The sequence below is a fragment of the Streptomyces sp. NPDC054783 genome, from assembly GCF_053611725.1.
Genome location: NZ_JBSHAY010000001.1, coordinates 240,274 through 265,913, shown reverse-complemented (window position 1 = coordinate 265,913; position 25,640 = coordinate 240,274). Strand labels below are relative to the sequence as shown.

The following is a 25,640-nucleotide window of genomic DNA, read 5'->3' as shown; positions in this document are numbered from 1 at the left end:
AGTACCGCTCCCGGGTCAGAAGTCGAAGTCGTCGATGTTCCTGGCGTCGAACACGGTCGGCTTGCCGAGGTTGATCACGCCGTCCTTGCCGATGGTGTACGTCGTGCCGCCGGCCTTGAACGTCTCGCCCTCCTTGCCGGTGATCTGTCCCGACGCCAGCGCGACCGCGGTCCGCGCGGCCAGGTCGCCGAGCTTCGCCGGGTCCCACAGCTCGAAGGCGTCGACGGTGCCGTTCTTGACGTACTTGCGCATGTCGTTGGGGGTGCCGAGGCCGGTCAGCCTGACCTTGCCCTTGTACTTGGAGCCGGAGAGGTACTGGGCGGCCGCCTTGATGCCGACGGTGGTCGGGGAGATGATCCCCTTCAGGTCCGGGTACTGCTGGAGCAGGCCCTGGGTCTGCTGGAAGGACTGCTGGGCGTCGTCGTTGCCGTAGGCGACCTTGACCAGCTTGACGTTCTTGTACTTCGGGTCCGCCAGTTCCTTCTTCATGTAGTCGATCCAGGTGTTCTGGTTGGTCGCGGTCTGCGCGGCCGACAGGATCGCGATCCGGCCCTTGTAGCCGATCTGCTGCGCGAGCAGCTGCACCTCGGTACGGCCCAGGTCCTCGGCACTGGCCTGCGAGACGAAGGCGTTGCGGCAGTCGGCGGTGGTGTCGGAGTCGTAGGTGACGACCTTGATGCCGTTCTTCATGGCCTGCTTCAGCGCGGTGCACAGGGCGCCGGGGTCCTGCGCGGAGACCGCCATCGCGTCGACCTGCTGCTGGGTGAGCGTGTTGACGTAGGAGACCTGGCCGGAGGTGTCGGTGGCGCTGGACGGGCCGACCTCCTTGTACTTCGAGCCGAGGTCGGCGAGGGCCTTCTCGCCGCCCTTGTCGGCGGAGGTGAAGTAGGGGTTGTTGACCTGCTTGGGCAGGAAGCCGACGGTCAGGCCCTTCTTGGTGGCCGCGTTCGGGTCGGCCTGGCCGGCCGCCGCGCCCGAGCCGCTGTCGCTCTTCACGTCGTTCTTGGTGGTGCCGCCGCAGGCGGTGAGGGCGAGCGCGAGGGAGGTGGCGGCGGCGAGGGCCGCACAGGCACGGCGGATCGACGACTTGCGCATGGCGAGGTTTCCTTTACGGGGTGGGCGGAAGAACGGGTCATGCGGCAGGCGTGGGGGGAGCCTTGGGCACCGGCGCCGAGGCGGCTCTGCGGCCGGCCCTCGCGACGGAGATCTGCCGTGCGACCCGGGGGCCGAGCACGGAGACGACGAGCAGGACGCCGGTCACGACGATCTGCGACTGCGCGGAGACGTTCAGCAGGCTCATCACGTTCTGCAGCGCCCCCAGCAGGAACACGCCGGCGATCGCGCCGCCGAGCGTGCCCTTGCCGCCGTCGAAGTCGATGCCGCCGAGCAACACGGCCGCGACGACGGAGAGTTCGAGGCCGGTGGCGTTGTCGTAGCGGGCGCTGGCGTAGTGCAGGGCCCAGAAGACGCCGGTGAGGGAGGCCATGAAGCCGGTGGCGGCGAACAGCAGCAGCTTGGCCCGCTTGACCCGGATCCCGGCGAACCGGGCGGCCTCCTCGCCGGCGCCGATCGCGAACAGCGAGCGTCCGAAGGGGGTGGCGTGCAGCACGACGACGGCGACGGCGAGCAGCGCCAGGAAGGGCAGGAAGGCCTGCGGCAGGAAGGAGTTCCCGATGCGTCCGGCGGCGAAGTCGAGGTACTGGGCGGGGAAGTCGGTGACCGCGTCGGAGCCGAGGACGATCTGGGCGATGCCCCGGTACGCGGCGAGGGTGCCGATGGTGACGGCGAGGGACGGCAGCCCGAGCCGGGTCACCAGCAGGCCGTTGACCAGCCCGCACACCACCCCGAGCAGCAGGCACAGCGGGATGATCGTCTCGATGGCCATGCCCTCGTTCCACAGCTTGCCCATCAGCGCGCCGGACAGGCCGGCCGTGGAGGCCACCGACAGGTCGATCTCGCCGGAGACGACGAGGAGGGTCATCGGCAGCGCGATCAACGCGATGGGCAGGGTGTTGCCGATCAGGAACGACAGGTTGAGGGCGTTGCCGAAGCCGTCGACGAAGGAGAAGGACAGCAGGAACAGGACGATCAGCAGGCCGCCGACGACCGTGTCCCAGCGGACGGCACGGGTCAGGGACTCAGGCACGAGCCTCCCCCTTCTGTACGGCGGACCTCGCGGAAGCCGACTTCTTCTTCAGGGCGGCCGCCACCCGCAGCGCGACGACCCGGTCCACGGCGATGGCGAGCAGGAGCAGCACGCCGTTGATGGCGAGGACCCACACGGAGCTGACGCCGAGCGCGGGCAGCACGCTGTTGATGGAGGTCAGCAGCAGGGCGCCGAGCGCGGCGCCGTACACGCTGCCCGAGCCGCCGGTGAAGACGACACCGCCGACGACGACCGCGCTGACGACGGTGAGTTCGTAGCCGTTTCCGGTGCCGGAGTCGACATTGCCGAACCGGGCGAGGTACATGGCCCCGGCGAGGCCGGCGAGGGCGCCGCAGAAGGTGTAGGCGAGCAGGATGCGCCTGCGGACCGGGATGCCGGCGAGGCGGGCGGCCTCCGGGTTGGAGCCGAGGGCGTACAGCTCGCGGCCGCTGCGGAAGTGCTTGAGGCAGTAGGCGGTGGCGACCAGCACGGCGAGGGCGATGAGCGCCGGGTACGGCACGGCGGAGAGGCCGCCGGAGCCGAAGTCGACGAAGCCCGGGGGGAGGTCGGCCGCGGTGATCTGGCGGGAGCCGACCCAGATGGAGTCGATGCCGCGGATGATGTAGAGGGTGCCCAGGGTGACCACCAGCGCGGGCACCTGGCCGAGGCTGACCAGCAGGCCGTTCACCAGGCCGAAGCCGATGCCGAGCAGCACCGCGAGGACGATCGCGACGACCGGGTTGCCGCCGCCGTGCAGACAGGTGCCGGCGGCGAAGGCGCTGATGCCGAGAGTGGAGCCGACGGACAGGTCGACGTTGCGGGTGATGACCACCAGCGACTGGCCGGTGGCGACGAGGACCAGGATGGTCGCGTTCAGCAGCAGGTCCTTGATGCCCTGCTCGGACAGGAACTGGCTGTTGCCCGCCTGTGTGACCACGATCATCGCCAGGAAGACGACCAGGATGGCGAGTTCGCGCATCTTGAAGACGCGGTCGACCAGGCGGGTGCCGCTGGAGCGGGGCGCCTCGACGACGGGCGCGGGGTTCGGGGTGGTCACCGTCATGCGGCGGCCCTCCCGGGGGCTGCGGCCATGCTCCTCGTCCGCGGCCCGGCGTCCCGCGCGTCTTGCGCCGCCGCCCTCGGGCGACCGCGCTGCGCGCGGGCTGTTGCGATATGTGCGTCGCTCACGCGGCCCTCCCGGTGGCTGCGGCCATCACGGTTTCCTCGGTGGCGTCGGAACTCGGGATCTCGGCGGTGAGCCGTCCCTCGTGCATCACCAGCACCCGGTCGGCCATGCCGAGGATCTCCGGCAGGTCGGAGGAGATCATCAGCACCGCCACCCCGTCGGCGGCGAGCTGGGACAGCAGCCGGTGCACCTCGGCCTTGGTGCCGACGTCGATGCCCCGGGTGGGCTCGTCGACGATCAGCACCTTGGGGTCGGTGGCCAGCCACTTGGCGAGGACCACCTTCTGCTGGTTGCCGCCGGAGAGCGTGGAGACGGCGTCGGCGATCCGGGCGTACTTCACCTGGAGCCTCACCGCCCAGTCCAGCGACCGGCTGCGCTCGGCGCCCCGGTCCACCAGCCCGGCCTTCACGGTCGTCCGGAGCCCGGTCAGGCCGATGTTCCGCTCGATGGACATGTCCATCACCAGGCCCTGGGCGCGCCGGTCCTCGGGGACGAGGGCGAGCCCGGCGGCCATCGCGGTGGACGGCGCGCCATTGGTCAGCTTCCGGCCGTCGACCTCGACCTCCCCGGCGTCCCAGCGGTCGATGCCGAACACCGCGCGGGCCACCTCGGTACGGCCGGCGCCCACCAGCCCCGCGAGGCCGACGATCTCCCCGCGCCGCACCTCGAAGGACACGTCCGTGAAGACGCCCTCGCGGGTCAGCCGGCGCACGCTCAGGGCCACCTCGCCCGGCGCCACCTCCTGCTTGGGGTAGAGCTCGTCGAGGTCGCGGCCGACCATCCGGCGGACGAGGTCGTCCTCGGTCATACCGGCCAGCGGCTCGCCGGCGATCCAGGCGCCGTCGCGCAGGGTGGTCACCTTCTGGCAGATCTCGAAGATCTCCTCCAGCCGGTGGGAGATGAACAGCACCGCCGCGCCCTGTTCGCGCAGGGTGCGCACGACACCGAAGAGCCGGGCGACCTCGCTGCCGGTGAGGGCCGCGGTGGGCTCGTCCATGATGAGGACCCGGGCGTCGAAGGACAGCGCCTTGGCGATCTCGACGATCTGCTGGTCGGCGATGGACAGACCGCGCGCGGGGCGGTCGGGGTCGAGGTCGACGCCGAGGCGCTTCATCAGGGCGGCGGTGGCGTCGCGGGTGGCCTTGTGGTCGATACGGCCGAGCGCGCGCCTCGGCTGGCGGCCCATGAAGATGTTCTCGGCGATCGACAGGTCGGGAAAGAGCGTGGGCTCCTGGTAGATCACGGCGATCCCGGCGTCGCGGGCGTCGCCGGGCCCATGGAACTGGACGGGCTCACCGTCGAGCAGCACCTGGCCGGCATCCGGACGGTGCACCCCGGCAAGCGTCTTGATCAGGGTCGACTTGCCCGCGCCGTTCTCACCGGCGAGGGCGTGGACCTCACCGGCGAACAGCTCGAGGGAGACGCCCCGCAGGGCGCGTACGGCACCGAAGGACTTGGCGACGTCCCTCAGCGCCAGCACCGGGGTCGGTCCCGTGTCGGGCGGGTGGGTCATGGGTGGCTCCTCGACGACGCCGGCGCGGCGGCTATGTCGGAAAGCCGTCGCAGCGTCGTGAAAGGTTTCAACTGGATGGCGGGGACGTTAGGCATGGCACACATGTCACGTCAATGGCTGCCACCCGAAAAAATTTGGATAGCCGAAGGTCACTCCCAGGTCACGGAGAACGCGCCTGGACACAGGGCTTGACACGCCCTCGGAGGGCTCATAGCTTCCCGTCCTGAATCGTTTCACACGAAAGCCTTTCTGGTCCGATGCCACAGGAGCCCGAAGTGACCGACCTCGCCGCGGTGAAGGCCGCGCTGAAGACCCAGGCCGTCGAGACGCCGTCGTGGGCGTACGGGAACTCGGGGACGCGCTTCAAGGTGTTCGCGCAAGCGGGCGTTCCCCGCACACCGCAGGAGAAGGTCGAGGACGCGGCCCAGGTGCACGCGCACACCGGTGTCGCGCCGACCGTGGCCCTGCACATCCCCTGGGACAGCGTCGAGGACTATGCCGCGCTGGCCGAGTTCGCCGGGGAGCGGGGCGTGCAGCTCGGGGCGGTCAACTCCAACACCTTCCAGGACGACGACTACAAGCTGGGCAGCATCTGTCATCCGGACGCGGCGGTGCGGCGCAAGGCCGTCGGCCATCTGCTGGAGTGCGTCGACATCATGGACGCGACGGGCTCCGCCGATCTGAAGCTGTGGTTCGCGGACGGTACGAACTATCCCGGGCAGGATGATGTGCGGGCGCGGCAGGACCGGTTGGCGGAGGGGCTGGCCGAGGTGTACGACCGGCTGGGCGACCGGCAGCGGATGCTGCTGGAGTACAAGTTCTTCGAGCCGGCGTTCTATACGACCGATGTCCCGGACTGGGGGACGGCGTACGCACACTGCTTGAAGCTGGGCCCGAAGGCGCAGGTCGTCGTCGACACGGGGCACCACGCTCCCGGCACCAACATCGAGTTCATCGTGGCCACGCTGCTGCGGGAGGGGAAGCTGGGGGGCTTCGACTTCAACTCCCGGTTCTACGCCGACGACGACCTGATGGTCGGGGCGGCCGATCCGTTCCAGCTGTTCCGGATCATGTACGAGGTCGTGCGCGGGGGCGGGTTCGGGCCGGACGTCGCGTTCATGCTCGATCAGTGCCACAACATCGAGGCGAAGATTCCGGCGATCATCCGGTCGGTGATGAACGTGCAGGAGGCCACGGCGAAGGCGCTGCTCGTCGACCGGTCGGCGTTGGCCGAGGCTCAGGCTGCGGGCGATGTTCTCGGCGCCAACGCCGTGCTGATGGATGCGTACAACACGGATGTGCGGCCGTTGCTTCGTGAGGTGCGGGAGGAGATGGGGTTGGACCCCGATCCCCTTGCCGCGTATGCGCGGTCCGGATGGACAGAGAAGACCGTTGCCGAGCGGGTCGGTGGACAGCAGGCCGGTTGGGGGGCGTGAGCAGCTGCCCAGTTCTGTCGTCTGCGGAGTGCGGGCCGTGTGTGGTTGCTCGCGCCCACGCGGCGGAGCCGCACATCGATACAGCCCCGCGCCCCTGGGTGGGCGCACTCCCCTCTCGCAAAAGGAACCGAAGGTCATGTCCACCCATCGCGAAGCCGCCGCTCTGCTCTCCCGTTCGCATCGACTTGGCTCCGATCCCCGTAATACGAACTACGCCGGCGGCAACGCGTCCGCCAAGGGCACCGACACCGACCCCGTCACCGGCGGAGATGTCCAGCTGATGTGGGTCAAGGGATCAGGCGGGGATCTCGGGACGCTCACCGAATCGCAGCTCGCGGTGTTGCGGCTGGACCGGCTGCGGGCGCTCGTCGGCGTGTACCCCGGTGTGGAGCGCGAGGACGAGATGGTCGCCGCGTTCGACTACTGCCTGCACGGCAAGGGCGGGGCCGCGCCCTCCATCGACACCGCCATGCACGGGCTGGTGGACGCCGCCCACGTCGATCATCTGCACCCGGACTCCGGGATCGCGCTCGCCTGCGCGGCCGACGGGGAGAAGCTGACCGCCGAGTGCTTCGGCGACTCGGTGGCATGGGTGCCATGGCGGCGGCCGGGGTTCCAGCTGGGGCTGGACATCGCGGCGGTCAAGCAGGCCAACCCGCAGGCCATCGGTGTGGTGCTGGGCGGGCACGGGATCACCGCGTGGGGGGACACAGCCGAGGAGTGCGAGCGCAACTCGCTGCACATCATCCATGCCGCCGAGGCGTTTCTCGTCGAGCGCGGGAAGCCGGAGCCCTTCGGGCCCGTGATCGAAGGGTACGGGGCCCTGCCCGAGGCAGAGCGCCGGGAGCGGGCCGCCGCGCTCGCCCCGTATGTGCGGGCGCTCGCCTCGCAGGACAGGGCGCAGGTCGGGCACTTCGACGACTCCGACGCCGTACTGGACTTCCTCGCCCGCGCCGAACATCCCCGGCTGGCCGCGCTGGGTACCTCCTGCCCCGACCACTTCCTGCGCACGAAGGTACGACCGCTGGTGCTGGACCTGCCGCCCACCGCGCCGCTGGAGGAAGCCGTGGCCCGGCTGAAGGAGCTGCATGCCGAGTACCGGGAGGAGTACGCCGCCTACTACCAGCGGCACGCCCTGCCCGACTCCCCCGCCATGCGCGGCGCCGACCCGGCCGTCGTGCTCGTCCCCGGTGTGGGCATGTTCAGCTTCGGCAGGGACAAGCAGACCGCTCGCGTGGCCGGCGAGTTCTACGTCAACGCCATCCATGTGATGCACGGCGCGGAGTCGGTGTCGGCGTATGCACCGATCGAGGAGCCGGAGAAGTTCCGCATCGAGTACTGGGCGCTGGAGGAGGCCAAGCTCCGGCGGACGCCGAAGCCGAAGCCGCTGGCGACCCGGGTGGCGGTGGTGACCGGTGCGGGCAGCGGGATCGGGAAGGCCATCGCGCACCGGCTGGCGGCCGAGGGCGCGTGTGTCGTCGTCGCCGATCTGAACGGTGAGAGCGCCCGGGCCGTGGCCGGGGAACTGGGCGGGCCGGACAAGGCCGTTGCCGTCACCGTCGACGTCACGTCCGAGGAGCGGATCGCGGAGGCCTTCAAGACGGCGGTACTCGCCTTCGGCGGAGTCGACCTCGTCGTCAACAACGCCGGAATCTCCATCTCGAAGCCGCTGCTGGAGACTTCGGCACGCGACTGGGACCTCCAGCACGACATCATGGCCCGCGGTTCCTTCCTCGTCTCGCGGGAGGCGGCGCGGGTGATGATCGCGCAGGGGCTGGGCGGTGACATCGTCTACATCGCCTCCAAGAACGCGGTCTTCGCCGGGCCGAACAACATCGCCTACTCCGCCACCAAGGCGGACCAGGCCCACCAAGTACGGCTGCTGGCAGCCGAGTTGGGCGAACACGGCATCCGGGTCAACGGGGTCAACCCGGACGGTGTGGTGCGCGGTTCCGGGATCTTCGCGGGCGGCTGGGGCGCCCAGCGGGCGGCGGTGTACGGGGTGCGGGAGGAGAAGCTGGGCGAGTTCTACGCCCAGCGGACCATCCTCAAGCGCGAGGTGCTGCCCGAGCACGTGGCGAACGCCGTGTTCGCGCTCACCGGCGGGGACCTGACCCACACCACCGGGCTGCACGTCCCGGTCGACGCGGGTGTGGCGGCCGCGTTCCTGCGATGAGCGCGCGTGTGAAGTCGTACGCCGCGGTCGACCTCGGCGCCTCCAGCGGGCGGGTGATGGTCGGCCGGGTGAGCCCGGACTCGCTGGAGCTGAGCGAGGCGCACCGTTTCCCCAACCGGCCCGTGCGCCTCGCGGAGGGGCTGCGCTGGGACGTCCTCGCGCTGTACGGCGGGGTCCTGGACGGGCTCCGGGCGGCGGGCCGGGTGGATTCCGTCGGCATCGACAGCTGGGCCGTCGACTACGGCCTGCTGGACGCCGACGGGGCCCTGCTGGGCAACCCGGTGCACTATCGCGACGCCCGCACGGAGGGCGTCGCGGAAAAGGTGTGGGCGACCGTGCCGGCCGGGGAGCTGTACGCGGCGACGGGCATCCAGTACGCGCCCTTCAACACCCTGTACCAGCTGACGGCGGCCCGCGGGATGCATCAACGCGCCTACGCCGAACGGCTGTTGCTCATTCCGGATCTGATGTCGTACTGGCTGACCGGCGAGCAGGGCACCGAGCTGACCAACGCCTCCACGACCCAGCTCGTGGATCCCCGGACGCGGACGTGGTCGTACGACATCGCCGAGCGGCTCGGGATTGACCTCGGGCTGTTCGCGCCGCTGCGGCAGCCCGGCGATCCGGCCGGGCTGCTGCGGCCGGAGGTGCTGGAGGAGACCGGGCTGACCGGTCCCGTGCCGGTGACGGCCGTCGGCTCGCACGACACCGCCTCCGCGGTGGCCGCCGTCCCGGCGGCCGGCGAGGCCTTCGCCTACATCTGCACCGGCACCTGGTCCCTGGCGGGTCTGGAGCTGACCGCTCCGGTGCTCACCGAGGAGAGCCGGGCCGCCAACTTCACCAACGAGCTCGGGCTCGACGGCACGGTCCGGTACCTGCGCAACATCATGGGGCTGTGGCTGCTCCAGGAGTGTCAACGGGCCTGGGGCGAGAAGGACTTGGGGCTGCTGTTGCGCGAGGCCGGTACCGTGCGGGCGCTGCGCTCGGTGGTGGACGCCGGGGACGCGAGGTTCCTGGCGCCGGGGCGGATGCCGCAGCGGATCGCCGAGGCGTGCCGGACGTCGGGGCAGCCGGTGCCGGCGACGCGAGGCGAGGTCACCCGGTGCATCCTGGACTCGCTGGCCCTCGCCCACCGCCGGGCCGTCGAGGACGCCCAGCGGCTGGCCGACCGTCCGGTGGACGTGGTGTACGTCGTCGGCGGCGGCACCCGCAACGCGCTGCTGTGCCAGCTGACCGCCGACGCCTGCGGGCTTCCCGTGGTGGCCGGTGCCACGGAGGCGGCGGCCCTCGGCAACGTCCTGGTCCAGGCCCGCGCCCACGGGCTGGTCGGCGACCTGGCCGCGATGCGCCGGCTGCTCACCCGTACCCAGCCGCTCACCCGGTACACGCCGCTCGGCGACAGTGCGCGCTGGCGGGAGGCCGAGGCAAGGCTCGCCACACGGTGAGCGGCGGTCTCCCTTCGACGGTGTTCGCCCACTACCCTGCACTCGTCCGATGACCGATCCCGAGGAGCCGCGATGCGTGTCGCCCTGTTCCTGACCTGTGTCAACGACACGCTCTATCCGGACACCGGCCGTGCTGTGGTGAAACTCCTGACCAGACTGGGTGTCGACGTCGACTTCCCGATGGGCCAGAGCTGCTGCGGGCAGGCGCACTACAACACCGGTTACCGCCACGAGGCCGAGCCGCTGGCCCGGCACTTCTCCGATGTCTTCCGCGAGTACGACGCGATCGTCACTCCCTCCGGATCCTGCGGGGCGATGGTGCGGGAGCTGTATCCGCGGATGGGCGAGCGGGCGCGCGCCGAGGGGCGAGGGGACTCGCTGGCGCGGACGCTGGCGCCGGTGGTACCGAAGACGTACGAGTTGACGGAGTTCGTGGTGGACGTGCTGGGCGTGACGGACGTCGGCGCCTACTACCCGCACAAGGTCACCTACCATCCGACCTGCCACGGACTGCGGAGCCTGGGCCTCGGCGACCGGCCGCGCCGGCTGCTGCAGGCGGTCGAGGGGCTGGAGCTGGTCGAGCTGCCGGGTGCCGAGGAGTGCTGTGGGTTCGGGGGCACGTTCGCGCTGAAGAACGCCGAGGTGTCGGCGGCCATGGGCGCGGACAAGGTGCGCAGCGCCGAGTCCACGGGCGCGGAGGTGCTGTGCGCGGCCGACAACTCGTGTCTGATGCACATCGGCGGCACGATGAGCCGGCTGGGTACGACCGTGCGGCCGGTGCACATCGCGGAGATCCTGGCGAGCACGGAGGAGGAACCGGCGGCATGAGCGGAACGTTCGTCGGTATGCCGGCCTTTCCGAAGGCGGCTCACGACGCCCTGGGCAACACGACCCTGCGGGGCAACCTGCGGCACGCCACGCACACCATCCGCGCCAAACGGGCCCGCGCAGTAGGGGAGTTGGACGACTGGGCGGCGCTGCGCGAGGCGGGCCGCCGGATCAAGGACCACACCCTGCGCCATCTCGACCGCTATCTGGTGCAGTTGGAGGAGTCGGTCACGGCGGCCGGCGGTACGGTCCACTGGGCCGCCGACGCCGACGAGGCCAACCGGATCGTCGCCCAACTCGTCAAGGAGACCGGCGAGTCGGAGGTCGTCAAGGTCAAGTCGATGGCCACACAGGAGATCGGACTCAACGAGGCCCTCCTCGAAGAAGGCATCCACGCCTACGAGACCGATCTCGCCGAGCTCATCGTGCAGTTGGGCAAGGACCGTCCCTCGCACATCCTCGTGCCCGCCATCCACCGCAACCGGGGCGAGATCCGGGACATCTTCCGCTCGCAGATGGGCGAGTGGGGCCGGCCCGCTCCAGAGGATCTGACCGACACCCCCGCCGAGCTCGCCGAGGCCGCCAGGCTGCACCTGCGGGAGAAGTTCCTGCGCGCCAGGGTCGGCATCTCCGGTGCCAACTTCATGGTCGCCGAGACCGGCACCCTCGTCGTCGTCGAGTCCGAGGGCAACGGCCGGATGTGCCTGACGCTCCCCGAGACGCTGATCTCGGTCGTGGGCATCGAGAAGATCGTGCCCACCTGGCGTGACCTGGAGGTCTTCCTGCAGACCCTCCCCCGCTCCTCCACCGCCGAGCGCATGAACCCGTACACGAGCATGTGGACCGGCACCAAGGACGGCGACGGACCCCGGACCTTCCACCTCGTCCTGCTCGACAACGGCCGCACCGACACGCTCGCCGACCAGGTCGGCCGCCAGGCCCTGCGCTGCATCCGCTGCTCGGCCTGCCTGAATGTGTGCCCGGTGTACGAGCGGGCGGGCGGCCACGCCTACGGCTCGGTCTATCCGGGCCCGATCGGCGCCATCCTCAGCCCCCAGCTCCGGGGCACGGCGAGCGAGATCGATGCCTCACTGCCGTACGCGTCGAGTCTGTGCGGCGCCTGCTACGAGGTGTGCCCGGTCGCCATCGACATTCCCGAGGTGCTGGTGCATCTGCGGGAGCGGGTCGTGGAGGGCGGTCCGACGGTGCGGCAGGGCAACAAGGTGATGCTGAGGCCGGCCAAGGGGCACGCGGCCGAGCGGGCGGCCATGCGCGCGGCGCGCTGGGCCTTCACCCACCCCGCCGCCCTGCGCTCGGGCCAGCGGCTCGCCTCCCGCACCCGCCGGCTGCACCCCCGTACCGTGCCGGGCCCGGGCAGGGCCTGGAGCGGCACCCGGGACCTGCCTGCGGTACCGGCGGAACCCTTCCGGGACTGGTGGCAGCGCACTCGCGGTGGAAAGGACGGCACCAAGTGAGCAGCAGGGAACGGATCCTGGGCCGGGTGCGGCGCGCCCTCGCCGATGTGACACCGGACGAGCAGCCGTACGCGGAGGCCGTGCCCCGCGACTACCTGCGCGAGCACGGGGCCCGCACGACGGAGCAGACGGTGGAGCTGCTGGCCGGGAACCTGGCGGACTACCGGGCGATCGTGCACCGCAGCGACGCCGAGGAGCTGCCGTATCTCGTCATGCGGCTGCTGAACCAGCGGGGTTCCCAGGAGGTGCTGGTGCCTCCCGGGCTGCCGCCGGAGTGGCTGTCCGCCGCGGACCCGGTGCGGATCCACGACCGGGCGGTGAGCACGGCGCAGCGGCTGGACCAGGTGGACAGCGTGGTGACGGGGTGTGCCGTGGCGATCGCCGAGACCGGCACGATCGTCCTGGACGGCTCCCCCGACCAGGGCCGGCGCCGTATCTCGCTCATCCCGGACCACCACATCTGTGTCGTCCGGGTCCCGGACCAGGTGGTGTCCTCGGTCCCGCAGGCCCTCGAACGCCTCGACCCGGCCCGCCCGTTGACCTGGATCTCCGGCCCGTCGGCCACCAGCGACATCGAGCTGGACCGGGTGGAGGGGGTGCACGGTCCGCGCAAGCTGGAAGTGATCCTGCTCAGCTGACGGAGCGTTCCGCCCACCGTGGTCCGCTCGGCCGGTCCCCCGAATGGCTCATGGCCTGCGCCACCCGGCGGACGCAACCGCCGCGCGCCGCGTGCGCGGCCCCGTTAGCGTGCGGACATGATCCGGTTCGAGCAGGTCACCAAGCGGTATCCGGATGGTACGACGGCGGTGGACGGCCTCTCCTTCGAGGTGGCCGAGGGAGAGCTGGTCACGCTCGTCGGCCCGTCGGGCTGCGGCAAGACGACGACCATGATGATGGTCAACCGGCTGATCGAGCCGACCTCCGGCCGGATCCTCGTCGACGGCGAGGACATCGCCGGCGTCGACCCGGTGCGGCTGCGCCGCCGCATCGGGTACGTCATCCAGCAGGTCGGCCTGTTTCCGCATCGCACCGTCCTGGACAACACCGCCACCGTGCCCGCGCTGCTCGGCTGGAAGCGGGCGACGGCGCGGGCGCGGGCCGCCGAGCTGCTGGACCTGGTGGGCCTCGACCCGAAGACGTACGGGCCGCGCTATCCGGAACAGCTGTCGGGCGGGCAGCGGCAGCGGGTCGGCGTGGCGCGGGCGCTCGCGGCCGACCCGCCGGTGCTGCTGATGGACGAGCCGTTCGGCGCGGTCGACCCGGTGGTGCGCGAGCAGCTGCAGGACGAGTTCCTGCGGATGCAGGCCGCCGTACGCAAGACCGTGCTGCTGGTCACGCACGACATCGAGGAGGCGGTGCGGCTCGGTGACCGGATCGCCGTGTACGGGCAGGGCCGGATCGAGCAGTTCGACACGCCCGGCGCGGTGCTCGGCGCGCCCGCGACCCCGTACGTCGCCTCCTTCGTGGGCGCCGACCGGGGGCTGAAGCGGCTGTCGGTCACCGCGATCGAGCCGGACGACCTCCAGCAGCCGCCCGTGGCCCGGCCGGACGAGCCCGCCGAAGAGGCCCTGGACCGGTTGCGGGCCGAGGGCGCCCGGTGGGCCGTCGTTCTCGACGCGTACGGTGATCTGCACGGCTGGGTCGGCATCGACGAGCTCGCGAGGGGCGGCACGGTCGAGGACCGCACGCACCGGATGACCGCGTGGGTGCCGGTGGGCGCGCCGCTGAAGCAGGCGTTCGGCATGATGCTGCAGTACGACGCCGGGTGGGTCGCGGTGCTGGACGGCGCGCGCTTCCTCGGCGTGCTCACCCCGGCGAAGCTGCACGAGGCGCTGCGCCGCTCGGTGGACGCCGATGCGCGGGGCGTGACGCGGGGGCAGGTGTCGTTCGACTCGGTCGCGGACGCGTGAGACACCGGCCGCGCCTCACTTCAGCAGGCCCTTGTCCTCCAGATAGGCGCGGGCCACGTCGGCGGGCAGCCTGCGCCAGCTGTCCACCTGCTGGTTCATGTCGGCCAGGTCGCGTGTGGTGAGGACGTCGTTGAGCTTGCCCAGCGCCTTCGCCACCCCGGCGCTGCCGGCCCGGGAGCGGTTGACCACCGGGACCACGTAGTCGGCGTTCTGCAGGTGTCTGTCGTCGGCGAGCAGGACCAGGCCGAAGGAGTCGAGGGTGGCGTCCGTGGTGGTGGTCAGCACCAGCTGGTCGCGGCCTTCCTGAACGGCCCGTTTGGCCTGCGTGGTGCCGACGCCCTTGGGGTCGACGCCGGTGATGTCGATGCCGTACACCTTCTTCAACCCGGGCTCGCAGTACGGTCGTTGGACGCACTCGTCGCCGGCCGCGATGCGCACCTTCAGTTTCGACGCGCCGAGGTCGCCGAGGGTCCTGAGGCCGTGCCGGCGGGCGTAGTCCGCGCGCACCGCGAAGGCGTTCTGGTCGACCGCGCGACCGGGCGGGAGGATGGTGAGGCCGCGGGGTGCGGCGAGTCGGCGCAGGGCGGACATCGTCTCGCCGAGGTCGGGTGAGCCGACGGGCTCGGCGTCCGCGCCGTGGGTCTTGGCGTTCAGCCAGTCGGCGAAGGTGGCCGCGTACTCGGGGACGACGTCGATCTGGCCCGATTCCAGGGCCGGTTCGTACAGCTCCCGGTTGTTGACGGTGAGCAGGGACGTCTTGTAGCCGGCCTGGTTCAGCAGCTGGGCGTACAGCTGGGCGAGCAGATCGCTCTCGGTGAAACCGGCCGAGCCGATGGTGAGGTGGTGGCTGTCGCCGGGTGCCGCGGTGACCTGGCCGCGGTTCTCCAGGGACGGGCCGGTGCCGCAGGCGGTGAGGGAGAGCAGCGTGACGGCGGTGAGGGCTCTTCTCATCGGCCGCCCCGCGCCCACCCCGGTGCCAGCCGCTCGGCGATCTCGAACGCGCCCTCGACGACGAGCGCGAACACGGCGACGAGCAGGGCGCCCGCGACCACCTGGGGCGTACTGGCGAGGTTGAAGCCGGCAGTGATGATCCGGCCGAGGCCGCCGCCGCCCGCCAGCGCGGCGATGGTGGCGGTGGCGACGAGCTGGACGGCGGCGATCCGCACCCCGTTCAGGACCATGGGCAGCGCGAGGGGCAGCTCCACCCGCAGCAGCATCTGCCGCCCGGTCATCCCCATGCCCCGGGCCGCCCGCACGACACCGCGGTCGACCTCGCGCATGCCGACGTAGGCGTTGGTGAGCAGGGGCGGGACGGCGAACAGCACCAGGGCCACCACCGTGGGCCCCTCGCCCCACCTGCCGACCGGCGTGAGCAGCAGCAGGACCAGGACGGCGAACGTGGGCACGGCCCGGCCGACGTTGGAGATGTTGACGGCGAGCGCGCCGCCCTTGCCGAGGTGACCGAGGACCAGGGCGACGGGCAGCGCGATCAGACAGCTCAGGAACAGGCATACGACGGCGAGCACCAGGTGCTGAAGCAGCCGGTGCCAGACGCCGTCGTCGCCCGACCAGTGCGCGGGGTCGGCGAGCCAGTGCCAGGTCGCGGGCAGCGTGCTCATGCGCGGCCCGCCTCGGTCCGGGACGCATCCCTCGCTCGCGAGACCCTTGTCCGCCCTCGCCCGGAGGGCACCCGTGTGCGGCCCGCCCTGGTCCACGGTGTGATCAGCCACTGCACGCCCAGCAGGAGCAGGTCGGCGGCGACGGCGATCAGCACGCAGAGCACGGACGCGGTGAGCACCTGGGCCTTGAAATAGGTGTTCATGCCCGCGTAGATGAGGTTGCCGAGCCCGCCGAAGCCGACGATGGCGCCGACCGTGACCAGGGAGACGGCCGAGACGGTGGCGATGCGCAGGCCGGCCATCGCGGCGGGCAGGGCGAGGGGCAGTTCGACGGTGAGCAGCAGGCGGGCCGGGCCGTAGCCGAGGCCGCGCGCGGCCTGTCGGGTGTCCTCGGGTACGGCGCGCAGGCCCGCGAGGATGTTCCGGACGAGCAGCGTCAGCGAGTACAGCACGAGCCCGGCGACGACGAGGGTGGCCGAGAGGCCGTACAGGGGCAGGAGCAGGGAGAACATGGCCAGCGACGGGATCGTGTAGAGGACCGTCGTCACGGCGAGCACCGGCCCGGCCGTCCAGCCCCAGCGGCGGGCCAGCACCGCGAGCGGCAGGGCGACGGCCAGGCCGATGAGGACCGACAGGACGGTCAGCTGGAGGTGCTGCACGACCGCGTCGAGGAGGATCTGGCGGCGGGTGCCGAGATAGGCGCCGCAGATCCATTCGTTGCGCGCGAGGCAGTCGTCCGGGGGCGCGGTCACCGTTTCATTGGACCGGGCGGGGGAGCCGGTCGGCGCGTTGGGCTGACCCGTACGGGGCGCCCCGCGGGACAGCGGACAACAGCCGGTGTGTCGGCCCTCTCCGCGGATTCCACGTGACAGCAGCGCTGAACAAGCGCTTAGATAGGAGTCCGGACACTACTCCCGACCCGCCGGAGGCCCCGTTGTTCACGTCCGTCGACGACGTCTCCGTCCGCCTCGCCGAGACCGGCTACCTCGCTTCGCCCGCCGTCGCCACGACCGTGTTCCTCGCCGACCGGCTCGGCAAGCCGCTGCTGGTGGAGGGCCCCGCCGGGGTCGGCAAGACCGAGCTGGCCAAGGCCGTCGCCCAGGTGGCCGGGGCCCGGCTGGTCCGGCTGCAGTGCTACGAGGGCGTGGACGAGTCCCGCGCGCTGTACGAGTGGAACCACGCCAAGCAACTGCTGCGGATCAGCGCCGGGCGCGAGGAGAGCTGGGACGAGACCCGCACCGACATCTTCAGCGAGGAGTTCCTGCTGCCCCGCCCGCTGCTGACCGCGATCCGCGGTGACGAGCCGACGGTGCTGCTGATCGACGAGACCGACAAGGCCGACGTCGAGATGGAGGGGCTGCTGCTGGAGGTGCTCAGCGACTTCCAGATCACGGTCCCGGAGCTGGGCACGGTCGCCGCGACCCGGCGCCCGTTCGTCGTCCTCACCTCCAACGCCGGCCGGGAGCTCTCCGAGGCGCTGCGCCGCCGCTGTCTGTTCCTGCACATCGGCTTCCCCGAGGAGGAGCTGGAGCGGCGGATCGTGCGGCTGAAGGTGCCCGGGCTGGGCGCGGCGCTGACCGAATCCCTGGTCCGGGTGGTCGGGGCGCTGCGCGCGATGGACCTGCGCAAGGTGCCGTCCGTCGCGGAGACCATCGACTGGGCGCGCACCCTGCTGGCGCTGGGCGCCGACACCCTGGACGAGACGGTCGTACGCGACAGCCTCGGGGTGATCCTCAAGCATCAGGACGACATCCAGAAGGCGGCGGCGAAGCTCGACCTGGACGCACTGTGACCGCGGTCGCCGAGCGGATCACCGGGCTGGTCGGGGCGCTGCGCGGACACGGCGTGCGGATCGGCACCGGCGAGACGGTGGACGCGGCCCGCGCGGTGGAGGCACTGGGGCTCGCCGACCGCGAGCGGCTGCGCGAGGGGCTGGCCGCGACGCTGCTGCACGGCCCCGCTCAGCGGGCGGTGTTCGACCCGGTCTTCGACCTGTACTTCCCGCGCGGGGTCGGCGGCCCGGACGGAGAATCCGGGGACCGCGAGGCGGTGCGCGACCGGCTGGCCCAGGCCCTGGCAGCCGACGACCGGGCGCTGATGGCCCGGTTGGCGGTGGACGCGGTCGACGCCCTAGGCGGCTACGGCAGTTCACCCGGCTCGGACGGCTGGTCGGCGTACCAGACGCTGGACCGGCTGCGCCCGCAGACCCTGTTGGCCCGGGTGCGGGCGGACGTCCGGGGCCGGGACGGGAGCGGGGCCGGTTTCGCGGACCGGCTGCTGGACGACGAGATCCGGCGCCGGATCGAGGAGTTCCGGCGGATGGTGGGGGCGGAGGCGCGGCGCAGGGTCGCCGAGCGGCGCGGGCGGGACGAGATCGCCCGGCGCGGTGTCGTACCGACCGCGGACCGGGTGGACTTCCTGTTCGCCAACCGGGACCAACTGGCCGAGCTGCGCAGGGCCGTGCAGCCGCTCGCGCGCAAGCTGGCCACCCGGCTGGCCGCGCGCCGCCGCCGGGCCGCGCGCGGCACCGTCGACCTGCGCCGCACCCTGCGCTCCTCGCTGTCCACGGGCGGCGTGCCGATGCGGCCGGTGCTGCGCCGGCGCCGCCCGGTACGCCCCGAACTGGTACTGCTGTGCGACGTGTCCGGCTCGGTGTCCGGCTTCTCCGACTTCACGATGCTGCTGGTGCAGGCGCTGCACGACCAGTTCAGCAAGGTCCGCGTGTTCGCCTTCGTCAACCGGCTCGACGAGGTGACCGGCCTGCTCGACCACGGCCGTGCCGACCCCGACGGGCTCGGCACCCGCATCCACGCCGAGGCCACGCTCACCGGCTGGCACGGCAGCAGCGACTACGGCGTGGCACTGGGCGAGTTCGCCGCGCGGTACGGCGACGCGGTGGGCCCGCGCACGACCGTGTTCGTCCTCGGGGACGCCCGGACGAACATGAGCGATCCGAACCTGGCCGCCGTACGGGAGGTCGCCGGGCGGGCCCGCCGCGTGTACTGGCTGAACCCCGAGCCCCGGGACCGGTGGGGTACCGGGGACTCGGCCGCGCCCGCGTACGCCGAGCTGGTCGAGATGCACGAGTGCCGTACGGCCCGTCAGCTCAGCGCGCTGATCGCCCGGCTGCTGCCGGTGTGATCGACTGGTCCCGAACGACCACGACCGGCATCGAAGGACGTACGCGATGAGCCACTCCCCCGTGCCGCTCGGCACCTTCCCCACCCCCGTCGAACGGGCGCCCCGGCTCGCCACGGCGCTCGGACTCGAACCCGAGGACCTGTGGATCAAGCGGGACGACCTGACCGGTCTGGGCGGCGGCGGCAACAAGATCCGCAAACTGGAGTGGACCGTGGGCGCGGCCCTCGCCGAGGGCGCGGACACGCTCGTGACCACGGGCGCCCCGCAGAGCAACCACGCCCGGCTGACCGCCGCCGCGGCCGCCCGGCTCGGCCTGTCCGCCGTCCTCGTCCTGCGCGGCGCACCGGGCGCCTCCCGGTCCGGGAACCTGGCGCTGGACGGGCTGTTCGGGGCGCGGATCGCATGGGCGGGCGAGGTGGACCAGGCCGGGCTGGACGGCGCGGCGGCCGAGGTGTGCGCACGGCTGCGGGCGGGCGGTGCCCGGCCCGCGCTGATCCCGTTCGGCGGGTCGGGGGTGCCGGGCGCCCGAGGCTATGTGCGCTGCGGCGAGGAGCTGGACGAGCAGGTGCCCCAGCTGCGCACGGTGGTGGTCGCACTCGGCTCGGGCGGCACCATGGCCGGCCTGGTCGCGGCCCTGGGCACCGGCTCGGTGCTCGGCGTCGACGTGGGCGCGCTGGCCGACCCGGCCGCCGCCGTCGCCGAGTTCGCGGCACCCCTGTCGACCGAGGAGATCACTCCCGAGGGGCTGCGGGTGCGCCGGGACCAGGTGGGCAGCGGGTACGCGGCGCTGACCGAGCCGGTGACACAGGCGCTCCGGCTCGCCGCCCGCACCGAGGGCCTGGTCCTCGACCCCGTCTACACGGGCCGCGCCCTGGCCGGACTCCGGGCGGCCGTCCGCGACGGTGACGTCCGCCCGGGCGAGAAGACGGTCTTCGTCCACACCGGCGGCCTGCCCGGCCTGTTCGGCCACCCGGACGCGATCGCGTTCGCGGAGGAGGGGGCGGCGGTGTTCGGCGGGTGACGGCGGGGCCGGTGACCACGCTGGGTGGGGTGACGGCGCGGGGCCGGTGGCAGCGCTTCGACGGCCGACGGGCCGCTGTGGCTGACGGACCGAATGCGGCTCCGGCTGCTGACACGCCGGCCTTCGCGTACTCCTTGGCCAGGGTCCCGGCGAAGTCCAGCCCGGTCAGGTACAGGCCTTTGACCACTCCGACACAGTGAGAGCCACCGACATGTCGACGATCGCGACGGACGACACCGGCGATCCACCCCTCCGGCCGCTTCCCGACCGCGCCGCCGCGCTGCTGGCAGCGGTCGACGCCCCGCCCCGCCTGGTCGCGCACCTGAGGGCGGTGCACGACGTGGCGGCGGATCTGGTCACCTGGGTCCAACAGCATGGCCCGAAGCTGGAGTTCGACGCCGACGCGGTGCTGTTCGGTGCCGCCACGCACGACATCGGCAAGGCGGTGCACACGGCGGAGCTGTCCGGCCCCGGGGCCGAACACGAGGAAGCGGGACGGAAGTTGCTGCTCGCGCGCGGCGTCCCGGACCGACTCGCCCGCTTCGCCGGCACCCATGCGTCCTGGACGGCTCCCGGGATCGGCGTGGAGGATCTGCTGGTGAGCCTGGCCGACAAGATCTGGAAGAACAAACGCGTGCCGGAGCTGGAGGATCTGGTCGTGGCGCGGCTGGCCGGCATCGACGGGCGGGCGGCCTGGCAGTGGTTCATGGAGCTGGACGAGGCCCTCACGGCGCTCGGGGAGGGTGCCGACCGTAGGCTGGCGTACCAGATGTCCCACCCGATCACCCGAAGGTGACCATGTACGCGACCTCCCTCGGTGCCGACGGCGCCGAGCTGTGTCCCCTCCAGCCCTGGCGGGCCGAGGAGTTCCTCGCCCATGTGGACCGTGGCCGGGAGTTCATCGGGCGGTTCAACGGTCTCCCGGACGTGGTCACGGACCTGGCGGCGGCCCGGGAGTTCCTGACGGCGTACGCCGGGAAGGAGGCGGCCGACGCCGGCCTGATCCGGGGGATCCGGCTCGACGGAACGCTGGTCGGAGCGGTGATCCTGCGCCGGATGGGCGTCCCGCAGGGCACGGCGGAGGCGGGCTGCTGGCTGGAACCGGCGGCGGTGGGCCGGGGCCTGGTGACCCGGGCCGGGCGCCTGCTCATCGACTGGGCCGTCCGGGAGCGGGGCATCCACCGGGTGGAGTGGTGGGTGTCGGCGGGGAACGCGCCCAGCATCGCGGTCGCCCGGCGGCTGGGCATGCGCAAGGAGGCCGTCCTGCGGGAGAGTCACCTGTACCGGGGCGAGCGACACGACGAGGAGATCTGGTCGGTGCTGGCGTCGGAATGGACGGAGGGTACGCGGGTCGACGGCGTGTGACGGGCTGCCGTTGTCCTCCAGGGGGCGACGAGGGGCCCGGCCTCTCCAGGGCCACGGGCGGCTCATCCAGGGCGACGGCGGGTGCGGAAAATTGGTCGTTGGTCACCTGCAACCTCGGCCGGGGTCGGACGTCTGTCGGGGTGGAGGCCTCCACTTCGACCAGATGTCCGACCCCGAACGACCGAAGGAACCCATGTCCGCACACCGTGCATCCAGCCCCAGCCGTGCCCGCAGGCTGAGGGCCGCCCTGGGGGTTTCCGCCGTAGGCGCGGCCCTGGCCGTCGCCGGCACCATGACCGCCCAGGCGGCCCAGGACGGCAGCCACACGACCCCGTCGACCGTGCCGTCACCAGCCCGCACCGCCACTCCGTCCCCGGTACCGTCACCGGTCCGCACCGCCACTCCGTCCCCGGTACCGTCACCGGTCCGCACCGCCACTCCGTCCCCCCTGCCCTCGCCGGCCCGCACCGCCACTCCGACGCCGGCACCGGCCCCTCCGAAGCCCGTGCCGGGGACCCCGAGGCCCGTGCCCGCCACCCCCACCCCGGTGCCCGCGCCAACGGACGCCACCCCCACCCCGGTGCCCGCGCCAACGGACGCCATCCCCAGCCCCGTACCCTCGCCTCCCAGCCACGCCACCCCCAGCCCCGTGCCCGCTCCGGTGCGGACCGGGCACGGTCCGCACCACGGTGTTGCCGCACCGGCGCCGGTTCCGCAGCACCGCTGAGCAGCAGCACCTAGGCAGGTGCCGGAAGGGGGCGTCGCTCGGTGGCGCCCGCTTCCGGCTCCAGGAGATCCATGACGACAGCCACACCACCGGCGGCGGCCCTGCCCCGGGACCGAGTGCCCGGCGTCCCGCGACGCCCCGCGCCCTGGCGGCGGTTCACGCAGGCACTGCGCACCCACGTATGCGCCGGCGTCCTCGCCCGCGCCCGCGCCCGTACGGACACACCCGCCGAACCGGCTCCCGGTACCGGCGCCACCAGCACCGGCGCGCTCCGGGCGGTCCCCCTCTCCGGTACCGAACGGCCGCCCGGGATCGAGGAGTTGTATCACCACCGCCGGCTCGCCCTGGTCCGGCTCGCGGTGCTGCTGGTGGACGACCTGCCCACCGCCGAGGACGTCGTGCAGGACGCCTTCACCGCGCTCTTGCGCCGGCACGGTCACCGGCTCGCCTCGCTGGACGACCCGGAGGCGTATCTGAGGACCAGCGTGGTCAACGCGGCCCGCTCGGTGCTGCGCCGGCGCAGGACCGTACGGGCGCACACCCCCGCCCCCGAGCAGCACGCCCCCGCCCCGGAGGAGGACGTGCTGCTGCACGAGGACCACCGGGAGGTGCTGGCGGCGCTGGGCACGCTCACCCGGCGGCAGCGGGAGGTGCTGGTGCTGCGCTACTGGTCGCACCTGAGCGAGGCCGAGATCGCGGCGACGCTCGGCCTGTCGCGGGGCGCCGTCAAGTCCACGGCCAGCCGGGCCCTGGACGCCCTCGGCCGACGTCTGGAGGGGCTGCGATGACCGAGTCCGGTACCGGGACCGTGCCGGCGCCGGTCGAGGAGCGGCTGCGGGCCGCGCTGGCCGCGCGGGCACATTCCGTCGGCCCCTGCGACCTGCGGCCGTTGCGCCCGCCGACGGCGGTGGTGCGGCCCCGCCGGGTGCTGCTGCGCCGGACGGTGGTGGGCGCGCTGGCGCTGGCCGCCGTGGCCGCGCTGGTGTTCTTCGCGGTGCGCGGCGGACAGTCCCGCCCGACCGAACCGGCCCGCCTTCCCCGCCCGGCGACCGGCACACCGTCCCCGGTCCCGAGTGCGGTCACCCCGTCCACGGCCGAGCCGTCTCCGAGCGCGCCGCACCCGTGAGCCGACGGACCCCGACTGCGCCTCGGGGTGTACGAGTTCGATGTCGTGGTTCTCGTCGTCGGCCCCGACGACGGTCACTCCGGCAGCCCGGGGCGGGTAGCCGGCCGCGATGAGCGTGTACGGGCCGCCGTCCAGGTCGGAGAAGGCGTACGCCCCGTCGTCTCCGGCGGTGGTCGTCGCGACGACCACCACCCGCGCCGTCCAGCAGGGTCACCCGGGCGTCACCGAGCGGCCGGCCCGCCCCGCGCACGGTGCCGCGCACCTGGGCGCCGGGCCGCAGTTCCACCTCGACACCGGTGACGTCGGTGCCGTCGATCTCCACGGGCAGAGCGAGCGGCCGGTGCCTGGGGGAGCTGACGGCGAGGGTGACGGTGCCCGGGACGAGACCGCTGACGGTGAACTCGTTCAGCTCGTCCGTCCGTACGGTCGCCCGCACCTCCCCGCGCACATCGGTGACGACCACCACGGCTGCGGCGACCGGCGCCCCGCCGCCCGCGGCCCGCACCACGCCGGCCGGCCCGCCGGTGCCGCCGGGCAACACGTCGTACGAGACCGGGTGTGCGCCGACGACGGCGGTGGTGGCCTGCGGACTGTGGCCGTGGCGGAGGCGACGAGGACGTACGTTCCCTCCCCCGGCGCGTCGACGGCGTAGCGCAGTCGTCCCGGACGACGGCCCGGCCGAGCTGTCGTCCGCCGAGCGAGACAAGGGTGACCGCGGCCCGTCCGGCACCGGCACCGTCGCCCCCGCGCACCCGCACATGCACCCGGGTCCCGCCCGACCCCACGGCGTCGGCCGTCCGGTCCGGCGCGGCACCGACGACAACCAGTTCCCTTCCCCTTCCGCTGCCCCTTCCACCGCCGTCGGCACCGCCCTCCCACCGCCCGGCGCGGGATGAACGCGGCGTGGAGCAGGGCGAGGACTGCAGCGCCGGAGCCGACGGCCATGACCACCTGGAAGCCGTTCTCGGAGGGCAGCGGTGTCATGCCGAAGGTGTCGGCATCGGCGGCGCGCTCGGCCTGCCGGCCGCCGCGACGCACTGGGGACATGGTCGGGCCTCCATCGGGACGACAGGGTCTGCACGCGCCACCGGATGTTAGTCAGTTGATTGACTTAACCAGCAAAATGCGTGTTTCCGCACTCACCGGTACGACGCCCGCCCCGCTAAGTTGGGCGCCATGAGCAATCTTGACCGCGCGCCGGTACCCAGCGTCTGCGGCGGCCGCGGATTCGTCGTGGCCGAGCCCGTCCGCGAGCTGCTGAGCCCCCGTCATGTCAGGCTGGGCGAGTCGACCGAGGTGCGCCGACTGCTGCCGAACCTCGGCCGGCGCATGATCGGCGCGTGGGCCTTCGTCGACCACTACGGGCCGGACGACATCGCCGACGAACCCGGCATGCAGGTCCCGCCACACCCGCACATCGGGCTGCAGACGGTCAGCTGGCTGCACGAGGGCGAGGTGCTGCACCGTGACTCGACGGGCAGCCTGCAGACGATCCGGCCCGGACAGCTGGGCCTGATGACCTCGGGCCGCGGGATCAGCCACTCCGAGGAGAGCCCACGCCCGCACGCCCGTTTCCTGCACGGCGCCCAGCTCTGGGTCGCGCTGCCCGACCAACACCGCCACGCCGAGCCGAAGTTCGAGCACCACCCGGACCTGCCCACGGTCACCGCAGCGGGCCTGACCGCCACGGTGATCCTCGGCGACCTCGACGGCTCCGCCTCGCCCGGCACGACGTACACCCCGATCATCGGCGCCGACCTCGCCCTCACCCGGGGCGCCGACGTCCGCCTGCCCCTGGAGCCCGACTTCGAGTACGGCGTCCTGGCCATGTCCGGCGAGGTCCACGTGGACGGCGTACCGGTGCTCCCCGGTTCGATGCTCTACCTCGGCTGCGGCCGCTCCGAACTCCCGCTGCGCGCCGAGTCGGACGCCGGAATCATGCTGCTGGGCGGCGAGCCGTTCGCGGAGGAGCTGATCATGTGGTGGAACTTTGTGGGGCGCACACAGGAAGAGATCGAGCTGGCCCGGGAGGAGTGGATGAGTGGGACGCGTTTTGCGGGAGTGAAGGGGTACGACGGGGATCCGCTCCTTGCGCCGGAGTTGCCGCCAGTCCCGCTGAAGGCGCGGGGTCGGGTGCGCTGAACCGGAACTTTTCAGCCCGGCACACAGACCACCAGTTCCACTCCGCTGTGGAGTGCAAGCTTCGCCGGCCGTAGTCAGCTTGGCCGGACTGATGCTGACCCGATGCCGACTTTGCCGACAGGCAGTCAGGTCTCTGCGGGGATCCAGGCGATGACTTTCACGACGAGTCCGACGTTCCTGTCGTGTTCGTGCACGATGCGCCGCCACAGCAGCGCGGCCAGGGAGCCGGCGTAGGTGAGGTTCGGGCCGATGTTCCCCCCAGCGGGACTGCCAGGGCCGCGCCCGGCCCGGACAGGCCGGTCGGCGGCAGCAGCACCAGCACGGCGGGCAGGTTGTTGACGACATTGGCCGGCACCGCGGCCAGGGCCGCGATGTCCTGCACCT

22 protein-coding genes and 2 pseudogenes are annotated in these 25,640 nt (G+C 72.3%); 15 read left to right on the top strand and 9 right to left on the bottom strand.

Annotated elements, in window-relative coordinates; genetic code table 11:
* Nucleotides 1-15: 15 nt before the first annotated feature.
* The 4 genes from rhaS to ACWGJ5_RS01205 form a co-directional block, all read right to left on the bottom strand.
* Nucleotides 16-1,095, bottom strand: coding sequence for a rhamnose ABC transporter substrate-binding protein (rhaS, locus tag ACWGJ5_RS01220; RefSeq protein ID WP_453307714.1), 1,080 nt, complete (start codon nucleotides 1,093-1,095; stop codon nucleotides 16-18).
* Between the two features lie 37 nt (nucleotides 1,096-1,132).
* Nucleotides 1,133-2,146 carry an ABC transporter permease gene (locus ACWGJ5_RS01215; protein ID WP_453307713.1) on the bottom strand — a complete coding sequence of 338 codons (1,014 nt, stop codon included), beginning with the start codon at nucleotides 2,144-2,146 and terminating at the stop codon, nucleotides 1,133-1,135.
* Nucleotides 2,139-3,209: an ABC transporter permease gene (locus ACWGJ5_RS01210; protein WP_453307712.1), complete on the bottom strand. Its 1,071-nt coding sequence runs from the start codon at nucleotides 3,207-3,209 to the stop codon at nucleotides 2,139-2,141. The genes ACWGJ5_RS01215 and ACWGJ5_RS01210 overlap by 8 nt, the downstream gene beginning before the upstream one ends.
* A 121-nt stretch (nucleotides 3,210-3,330) precedes the next feature.
* The gene (locus ACWGJ5_RS01205) at nucleotides 3,331-4,845 is read right to left on the bottom strand and encodes a sugar ABC transporter ATP-binding protein (protein WP_453307711.1); all 1,515 of its coding nucleotides are present in this window, start codon (nucleotides 4,843-4,845) and stop codon (nucleotides 3,331-3,333) included.
* A 275-nt stretch (nucleotides 4,846-5,120) separates the two neighbouring features.
* Here ACWGJ5_RS01205 and rhaI point away from each other — a divergent pair, with 275 nt between their 5' ends.
* The 7 genes from rhaI (at nucleotide 5,121) to ACWGJ5_RS01170 (ending at nucleotide 14,115) form a co-directional block, all read left to right on the top strand.
* Complete coding sequence (gene rhaI / locus ACWGJ5_RS01200) at nucleotides 5,121-6,281, top strand: L-rhamnose isomerase (RefSeq protein WP_453307710.1); 1,161 nt, start codon at nucleotides 5,121-5,123, stop codon at nucleotides 6,279-6,281.
* 136 nt (nucleotides 6,282-6,417) lie between these two features.
* Nucleotides 6,418-8,457 (top strand): bifunctional aldolase/short-chain dehydrogenase, encoded by a 2,040-nt coding sequence (locus ACWGJ5_RS01195; RefSeq protein WP_453307709.1) that lies wholly within the window; start codon nucleotides 6,418-6,420, stop codon nucleotides 8,455-8,457.
* Nucleotides 8,454-9,902 carry a rhamnulokinase gene (locus tag ACWGJ5_RS01190; protein ID WP_453307708.1) on the top strand — a complete coding sequence of 483 codons (1,449 nt, stop codon included), beginning with the start codon at nucleotides 8,454-8,456 and terminating at the stop codon, nucleotides 9,900-9,902. The genes ACWGJ5_RS01195 and ACWGJ5_RS01190 overlap by 4 nt, the downstream gene beginning before the upstream one ends.
* A 72-nt stretch (nucleotides 9,903-9,974) precedes the next feature.
* Complete coding sequence (locus ACWGJ5_RS01185; protein WP_453307707.1) at nucleotides 9,975-10,730, top strand: (Fe-S)-binding protein; 756 nt, start codon at nucleotides 9,975-9,977, stop codon at nucleotides 10,728-10,730.
* Complete coding sequence (locus ACWGJ5_RS01180; RefSeq protein ID WP_453307706.1) at nucleotides 10,727-12,205, top strand: LutB/LldF family L-lactate oxidation iron-sulfur protein; 1,479 nt, start codon at nucleotides 10,727-10,729, stop codon at nucleotides 12,203-12,205. Before ACWGJ5_RS01185 ends, ACWGJ5_RS01180 begins: the two co-directional genes overlap by 4 nt.
* Nucleotides 12,202-12,843, top strand: coding sequence for a LutC/YkgG family protein (locus tag ACWGJ5_RS01175; RefSeq protein ID WP_453307705.1), 642 nt, complete (start codon nucleotides 12,202-12,204; stop codon nucleotides 12,841-12,843). Before ACWGJ5_RS01180 ends, ACWGJ5_RS01175 begins: the two co-directional genes overlap by 4 nt.
* Before the next feature lie 117 nt (nucleotides 12,844-12,960).
* Nucleotides 12,961-14,115, top strand: a complete 1,155-nt coding sequence (locus ACWGJ5_RS01170; RefSeq protein ID WP_453307704.1) for a betaine/proline/choline family ABC transporter ATP-binding protein — start codon at nucleotides 12,961-12,963, stop codon at nucleotides 14,113-14,115.
* A 15-nt stretch (nucleotides 14,116-14,130) separates the two neighbouring features.
* Here ACWGJ5_RS01170 and ACWGJ5_RS01165 read toward each other — a convergent pair whose 3' ends face one another.
* Genes ACWGJ5_RS01165 through ACWGJ5_RS01155 form a run of 3 tightly spaced genes read right to left on the bottom strand, consistent with a single transcriptional unit; the run spans nucleotide 14,131 to nucleotide 16,486 of the window.
* A complete protein-coding gene (locus ACWGJ5_RS01165; RefSeq protein ID WP_453307703.1) occupies nucleotides 14,131-15,066 on the bottom strand; it encodes an ABC transporter substrate-binding protein in 936 nt (311 codons plus the stop codon).
* A complete protein-coding gene (locus ACWGJ5_RS01160) occupies nucleotides 15,063-15,734 on the bottom strand; it encodes an ABC transporter permease (RefSeq protein ID WP_453307702.1) in 672 nt (223 codons plus the stop codon). The genes ACWGJ5_RS01165 and ACWGJ5_RS01160 overlap by 4 nt, the downstream gene beginning before the upstream one ends.
* Nucleotides 15,731-16,486 (bottom strand): ABC transporter permease, encoded by a 756-nt coding sequence (locus ACWGJ5_RS01155; RefSeq protein WP_453307701.1) that lies wholly within the window; start codon nucleotides 16,484-16,486, stop codon nucleotides 15,731-15,733. The genes ACWGJ5_RS01160 and ACWGJ5_RS01155 overlap by 4 nt, the downstream gene beginning before the upstream one ends.
* Nucleotides 16,487-16,668: 182 nt before the next feature.
* Here ACWGJ5_RS01155 and ACWGJ5_RS01150 point away from each other — a divergent pair, with 182 nt between their 5' ends.
* From ACWGJ5_RS01150 to ACWGJ5_RS01120, 7 genes are all read left to right on the top strand, one after another.
* A complete protein-coding gene (locus ACWGJ5_RS01150) occupies nucleotides 16,669-17,526 on the top strand; it encodes an AAA family ATPase (RefSeq protein WP_453307700.1) in 858 nt (285 codons plus the stop codon).
* Nucleotides 17,523-18,875: a vWA domain-containing protein gene (locus ACWGJ5_RS01145; protein ID WP_453307699.1), complete on the top strand. Its 1,353-nt coding sequence runs from the start codon at nucleotides 17,523-17,525 to the stop codon at nucleotides 18,873-18,875. The genes ACWGJ5_RS01150 and ACWGJ5_RS01145 overlap by 4 nt, the downstream gene beginning before the upstream one ends.
* Before the next feature lie 46 nt (nucleotides 18,876-18,921).
* On the top strand, nucleotides 18,922-19,896 hold the full coding sequence (locus tag ACWGJ5_RS01140) for a pyridoxal-phosphate dependent enzyme (RefSeq protein ID WP_453307698.1): 975 nt from the start codon (nucleotides 18,922-18,924) through the stop codon (nucleotides 19,894-19,896).
* 211 nt (nucleotides 19,897-20,107) lie between these two features.
* A complete protein-coding gene (locus ACWGJ5_RS01135) occupies nucleotides 20,108-20,692 on the top strand; it encodes an HD domain-containing protein (RefSeq protein ID WP_453307697.1) in 585 nt (194 codons plus the stop codon).
* Between the two features lie 2 nt (nucleotides 20,693-20,694).
* Nucleotides 20,695-21,261 (top strand): GNAT family N-acetyltransferase, encoded by a 567-nt coding sequence (locus ACWGJ5_RS01130; RefSeq protein WP_453307696.1) that lies wholly within the window; start codon nucleotides 20,695-20,697, stop codon nucleotides 21,259-21,261.
* A gap of 798 nt (nucleotides 21,262-22,059) precedes the next feature.
* The gene (locus ACWGJ5_RS01125) at nucleotides 22,060-22,776 is read left to right on the top strand and encodes an RNA polymerase sigma factor (RefSeq protein ID WP_453307695.1); all 717 of its coding nucleotides are present in this window, start codon (nucleotides 22,060-22,062) and stop codon (nucleotides 22,774-22,776) included.
* Entirely contained in the window at nucleotides 22,773-23,114 is a 342-nt protein-coding gene (locus ACWGJ5_RS01120; RefSeq protein WP_453308247.1) for a hypothetical protein, read from the top strand. The genes ACWGJ5_RS01125 and ACWGJ5_RS01120 overlap by 4 nt, the downstream gene beginning before the upstream one ends.
* 24 nt (nucleotides 23,115-23,138) lie before the next feature.
* On the opposite strand, the pseudogene ACWGJ5_RS01115 reads toward ACWGJ5_RS01120, so the two are convergent.
* Nucleotides 23,139-24,104, bottom strand: a pseudogene (locus tag ACWGJ5_RS01115) (carboxypeptidase regulatory-like domain-containing protein); the annotation flags it as partial.
* Between the two features lie 186 nt (nucleotides 24,105-24,290).
* On the opposite strand from ACWGJ5_RS01115, the gene ACWGJ5_RS01110 reads away from it, so the two are divergent.
* Complete coding sequence (locus tag ACWGJ5_RS01110; RefSeq protein WP_453307694.1) at nucleotides 24,291-25,256, top strand: pirin family protein; 966 nt, start codon at nucleotides 24,291-24,293, stop codon at nucleotides 25,254-25,256.
* A gap of 125 nt (nucleotides 25,257-25,381) precedes the next feature.
* On the opposite strand, the pseudogene ACWGJ5_RS01105 reads toward ACWGJ5_RS01110, so the two are convergent.
* Nucleotides 25,382-25,629 (bottom strand): annotated as a pseudogene (locus ACWGJ5_RS01105) (arsenic transporter); the annotation flags it as partial.
* Between the last annotated feature and the right edge of the window lie 11 nt (nucleotides 25,630-25,640).

Bases quoted from the DNA above. Each gene is read 5' to 3' on its own strand.
- rhaS (WP_453307714.1), bottom strand. From the start codon at position 1,095: ATGCGCAAGTCGTCGATCCGCCGTGCCTGTGCGGCCCTCGCCGCCGCC.
- ACWGJ5_RS01210 (WP_453307712.1), bottom strand. From the start codon at position 3,209: ATGACGGTGACCACCCCGAACCCCGCGCCCGTCGTCGAGGCGCCCCGC.
- ACWGJ5_RS01205 (WP_453307711.1), bottom strand. From the start codon at position 4,845: ATGACCCACCCGCCCGACACGGGACCGACCCCGGTGCTGGCGCTGAGG.
- ACWGJ5_RS01195 (WP_453307709.1), top strand. From the start codon at position 6,418: ATGTCCACCCATCGCGAAGCCGCCGCTCTGCTCTCCCGTTCGCATCGA.
- ACWGJ5_RS01190 (WP_453307708.1), top strand. From the start codon at position 8,454: ATGAGCGCGCGTGTGAAGTCGTACGCCGCGGTCGACCTCGGCGCCTCC.
- ACWGJ5_RS01185 (WP_453307707.1), top strand. From the start codon at position 9,975: ATGCGTGTCGCCCTGTTCCTGACCTGTGTCAACGACACGCTCTATCCG.
- ACWGJ5_RS01180 (WP_453307706.1), top strand. From the start codon at position 10,727: ATGAGCGGAACGTTCGTCGGTATGCCGGCCTTTCCGAAGGCGGCTCAC.
- ACWGJ5_RS01170 (WP_453307704.1), top strand. From the start codon at position 12,961: ATGATCCGGTTCGAGCAGGTCACCAAGCGGTATCCGGATGGTACGACG.
- ACWGJ5_RS01165 (WP_453307703.1), bottom strand. From the start codon at position 15,066: ATGAGAAGAGCCCTCACCGCCGTCACGCTGCTCTCCCTCACCGCCTGC.
- ACWGJ5_RS01160 (WP_453307702.1), bottom strand. From the start codon at position 15,734: ATGAGCACGCTGCCCGCGACCTGGCACTGGCTCGCCGACCCCGCGCAC.
- ACWGJ5_RS01140 (WP_453307698.1), top strand. From the start codon at position 18,922: ATGAGCCACTCCCCCGTGCCGCTCGGCACCTTCCCCACCCCCGTCGAA.
- ACWGJ5_RS01135 (WP_453307697.1), top strand. From the start codon at position 20,108: ATGTCGACGATCGCGACGGACGACACCGGCGATCCACCCCTCCGGCCG.
- ACWGJ5_RS01130 (WP_453307696.1), top strand. From the start codon at position 20,695: ATGTACGCGACCTCCCTCGGTGCCGACGGCGCCGAGCTGTGTCCCCTC.
- ACWGJ5_RS01125 (WP_453307695.1), top strand. From the start codon at position 22,060: ATGACGACAGCCACACCACCGGCGGCGGCCCTGCCCCGGGACCGAGTG.
- ACWGJ5_RS01120 (WP_453308247.1), top strand. From the start codon at position 22,773: ATGACCGAGTCCGGTACCGGGACCGTGCCGGCGCCGGTCGAGGAGCGG.
- ACWGJ5_RS01110 (WP_453307694.1), top strand. From the start codon at position 24,291: ATGAGCAATCTTGACCGCGCGCCGGTACCCAGCGTCTGCGGCGGCCGC.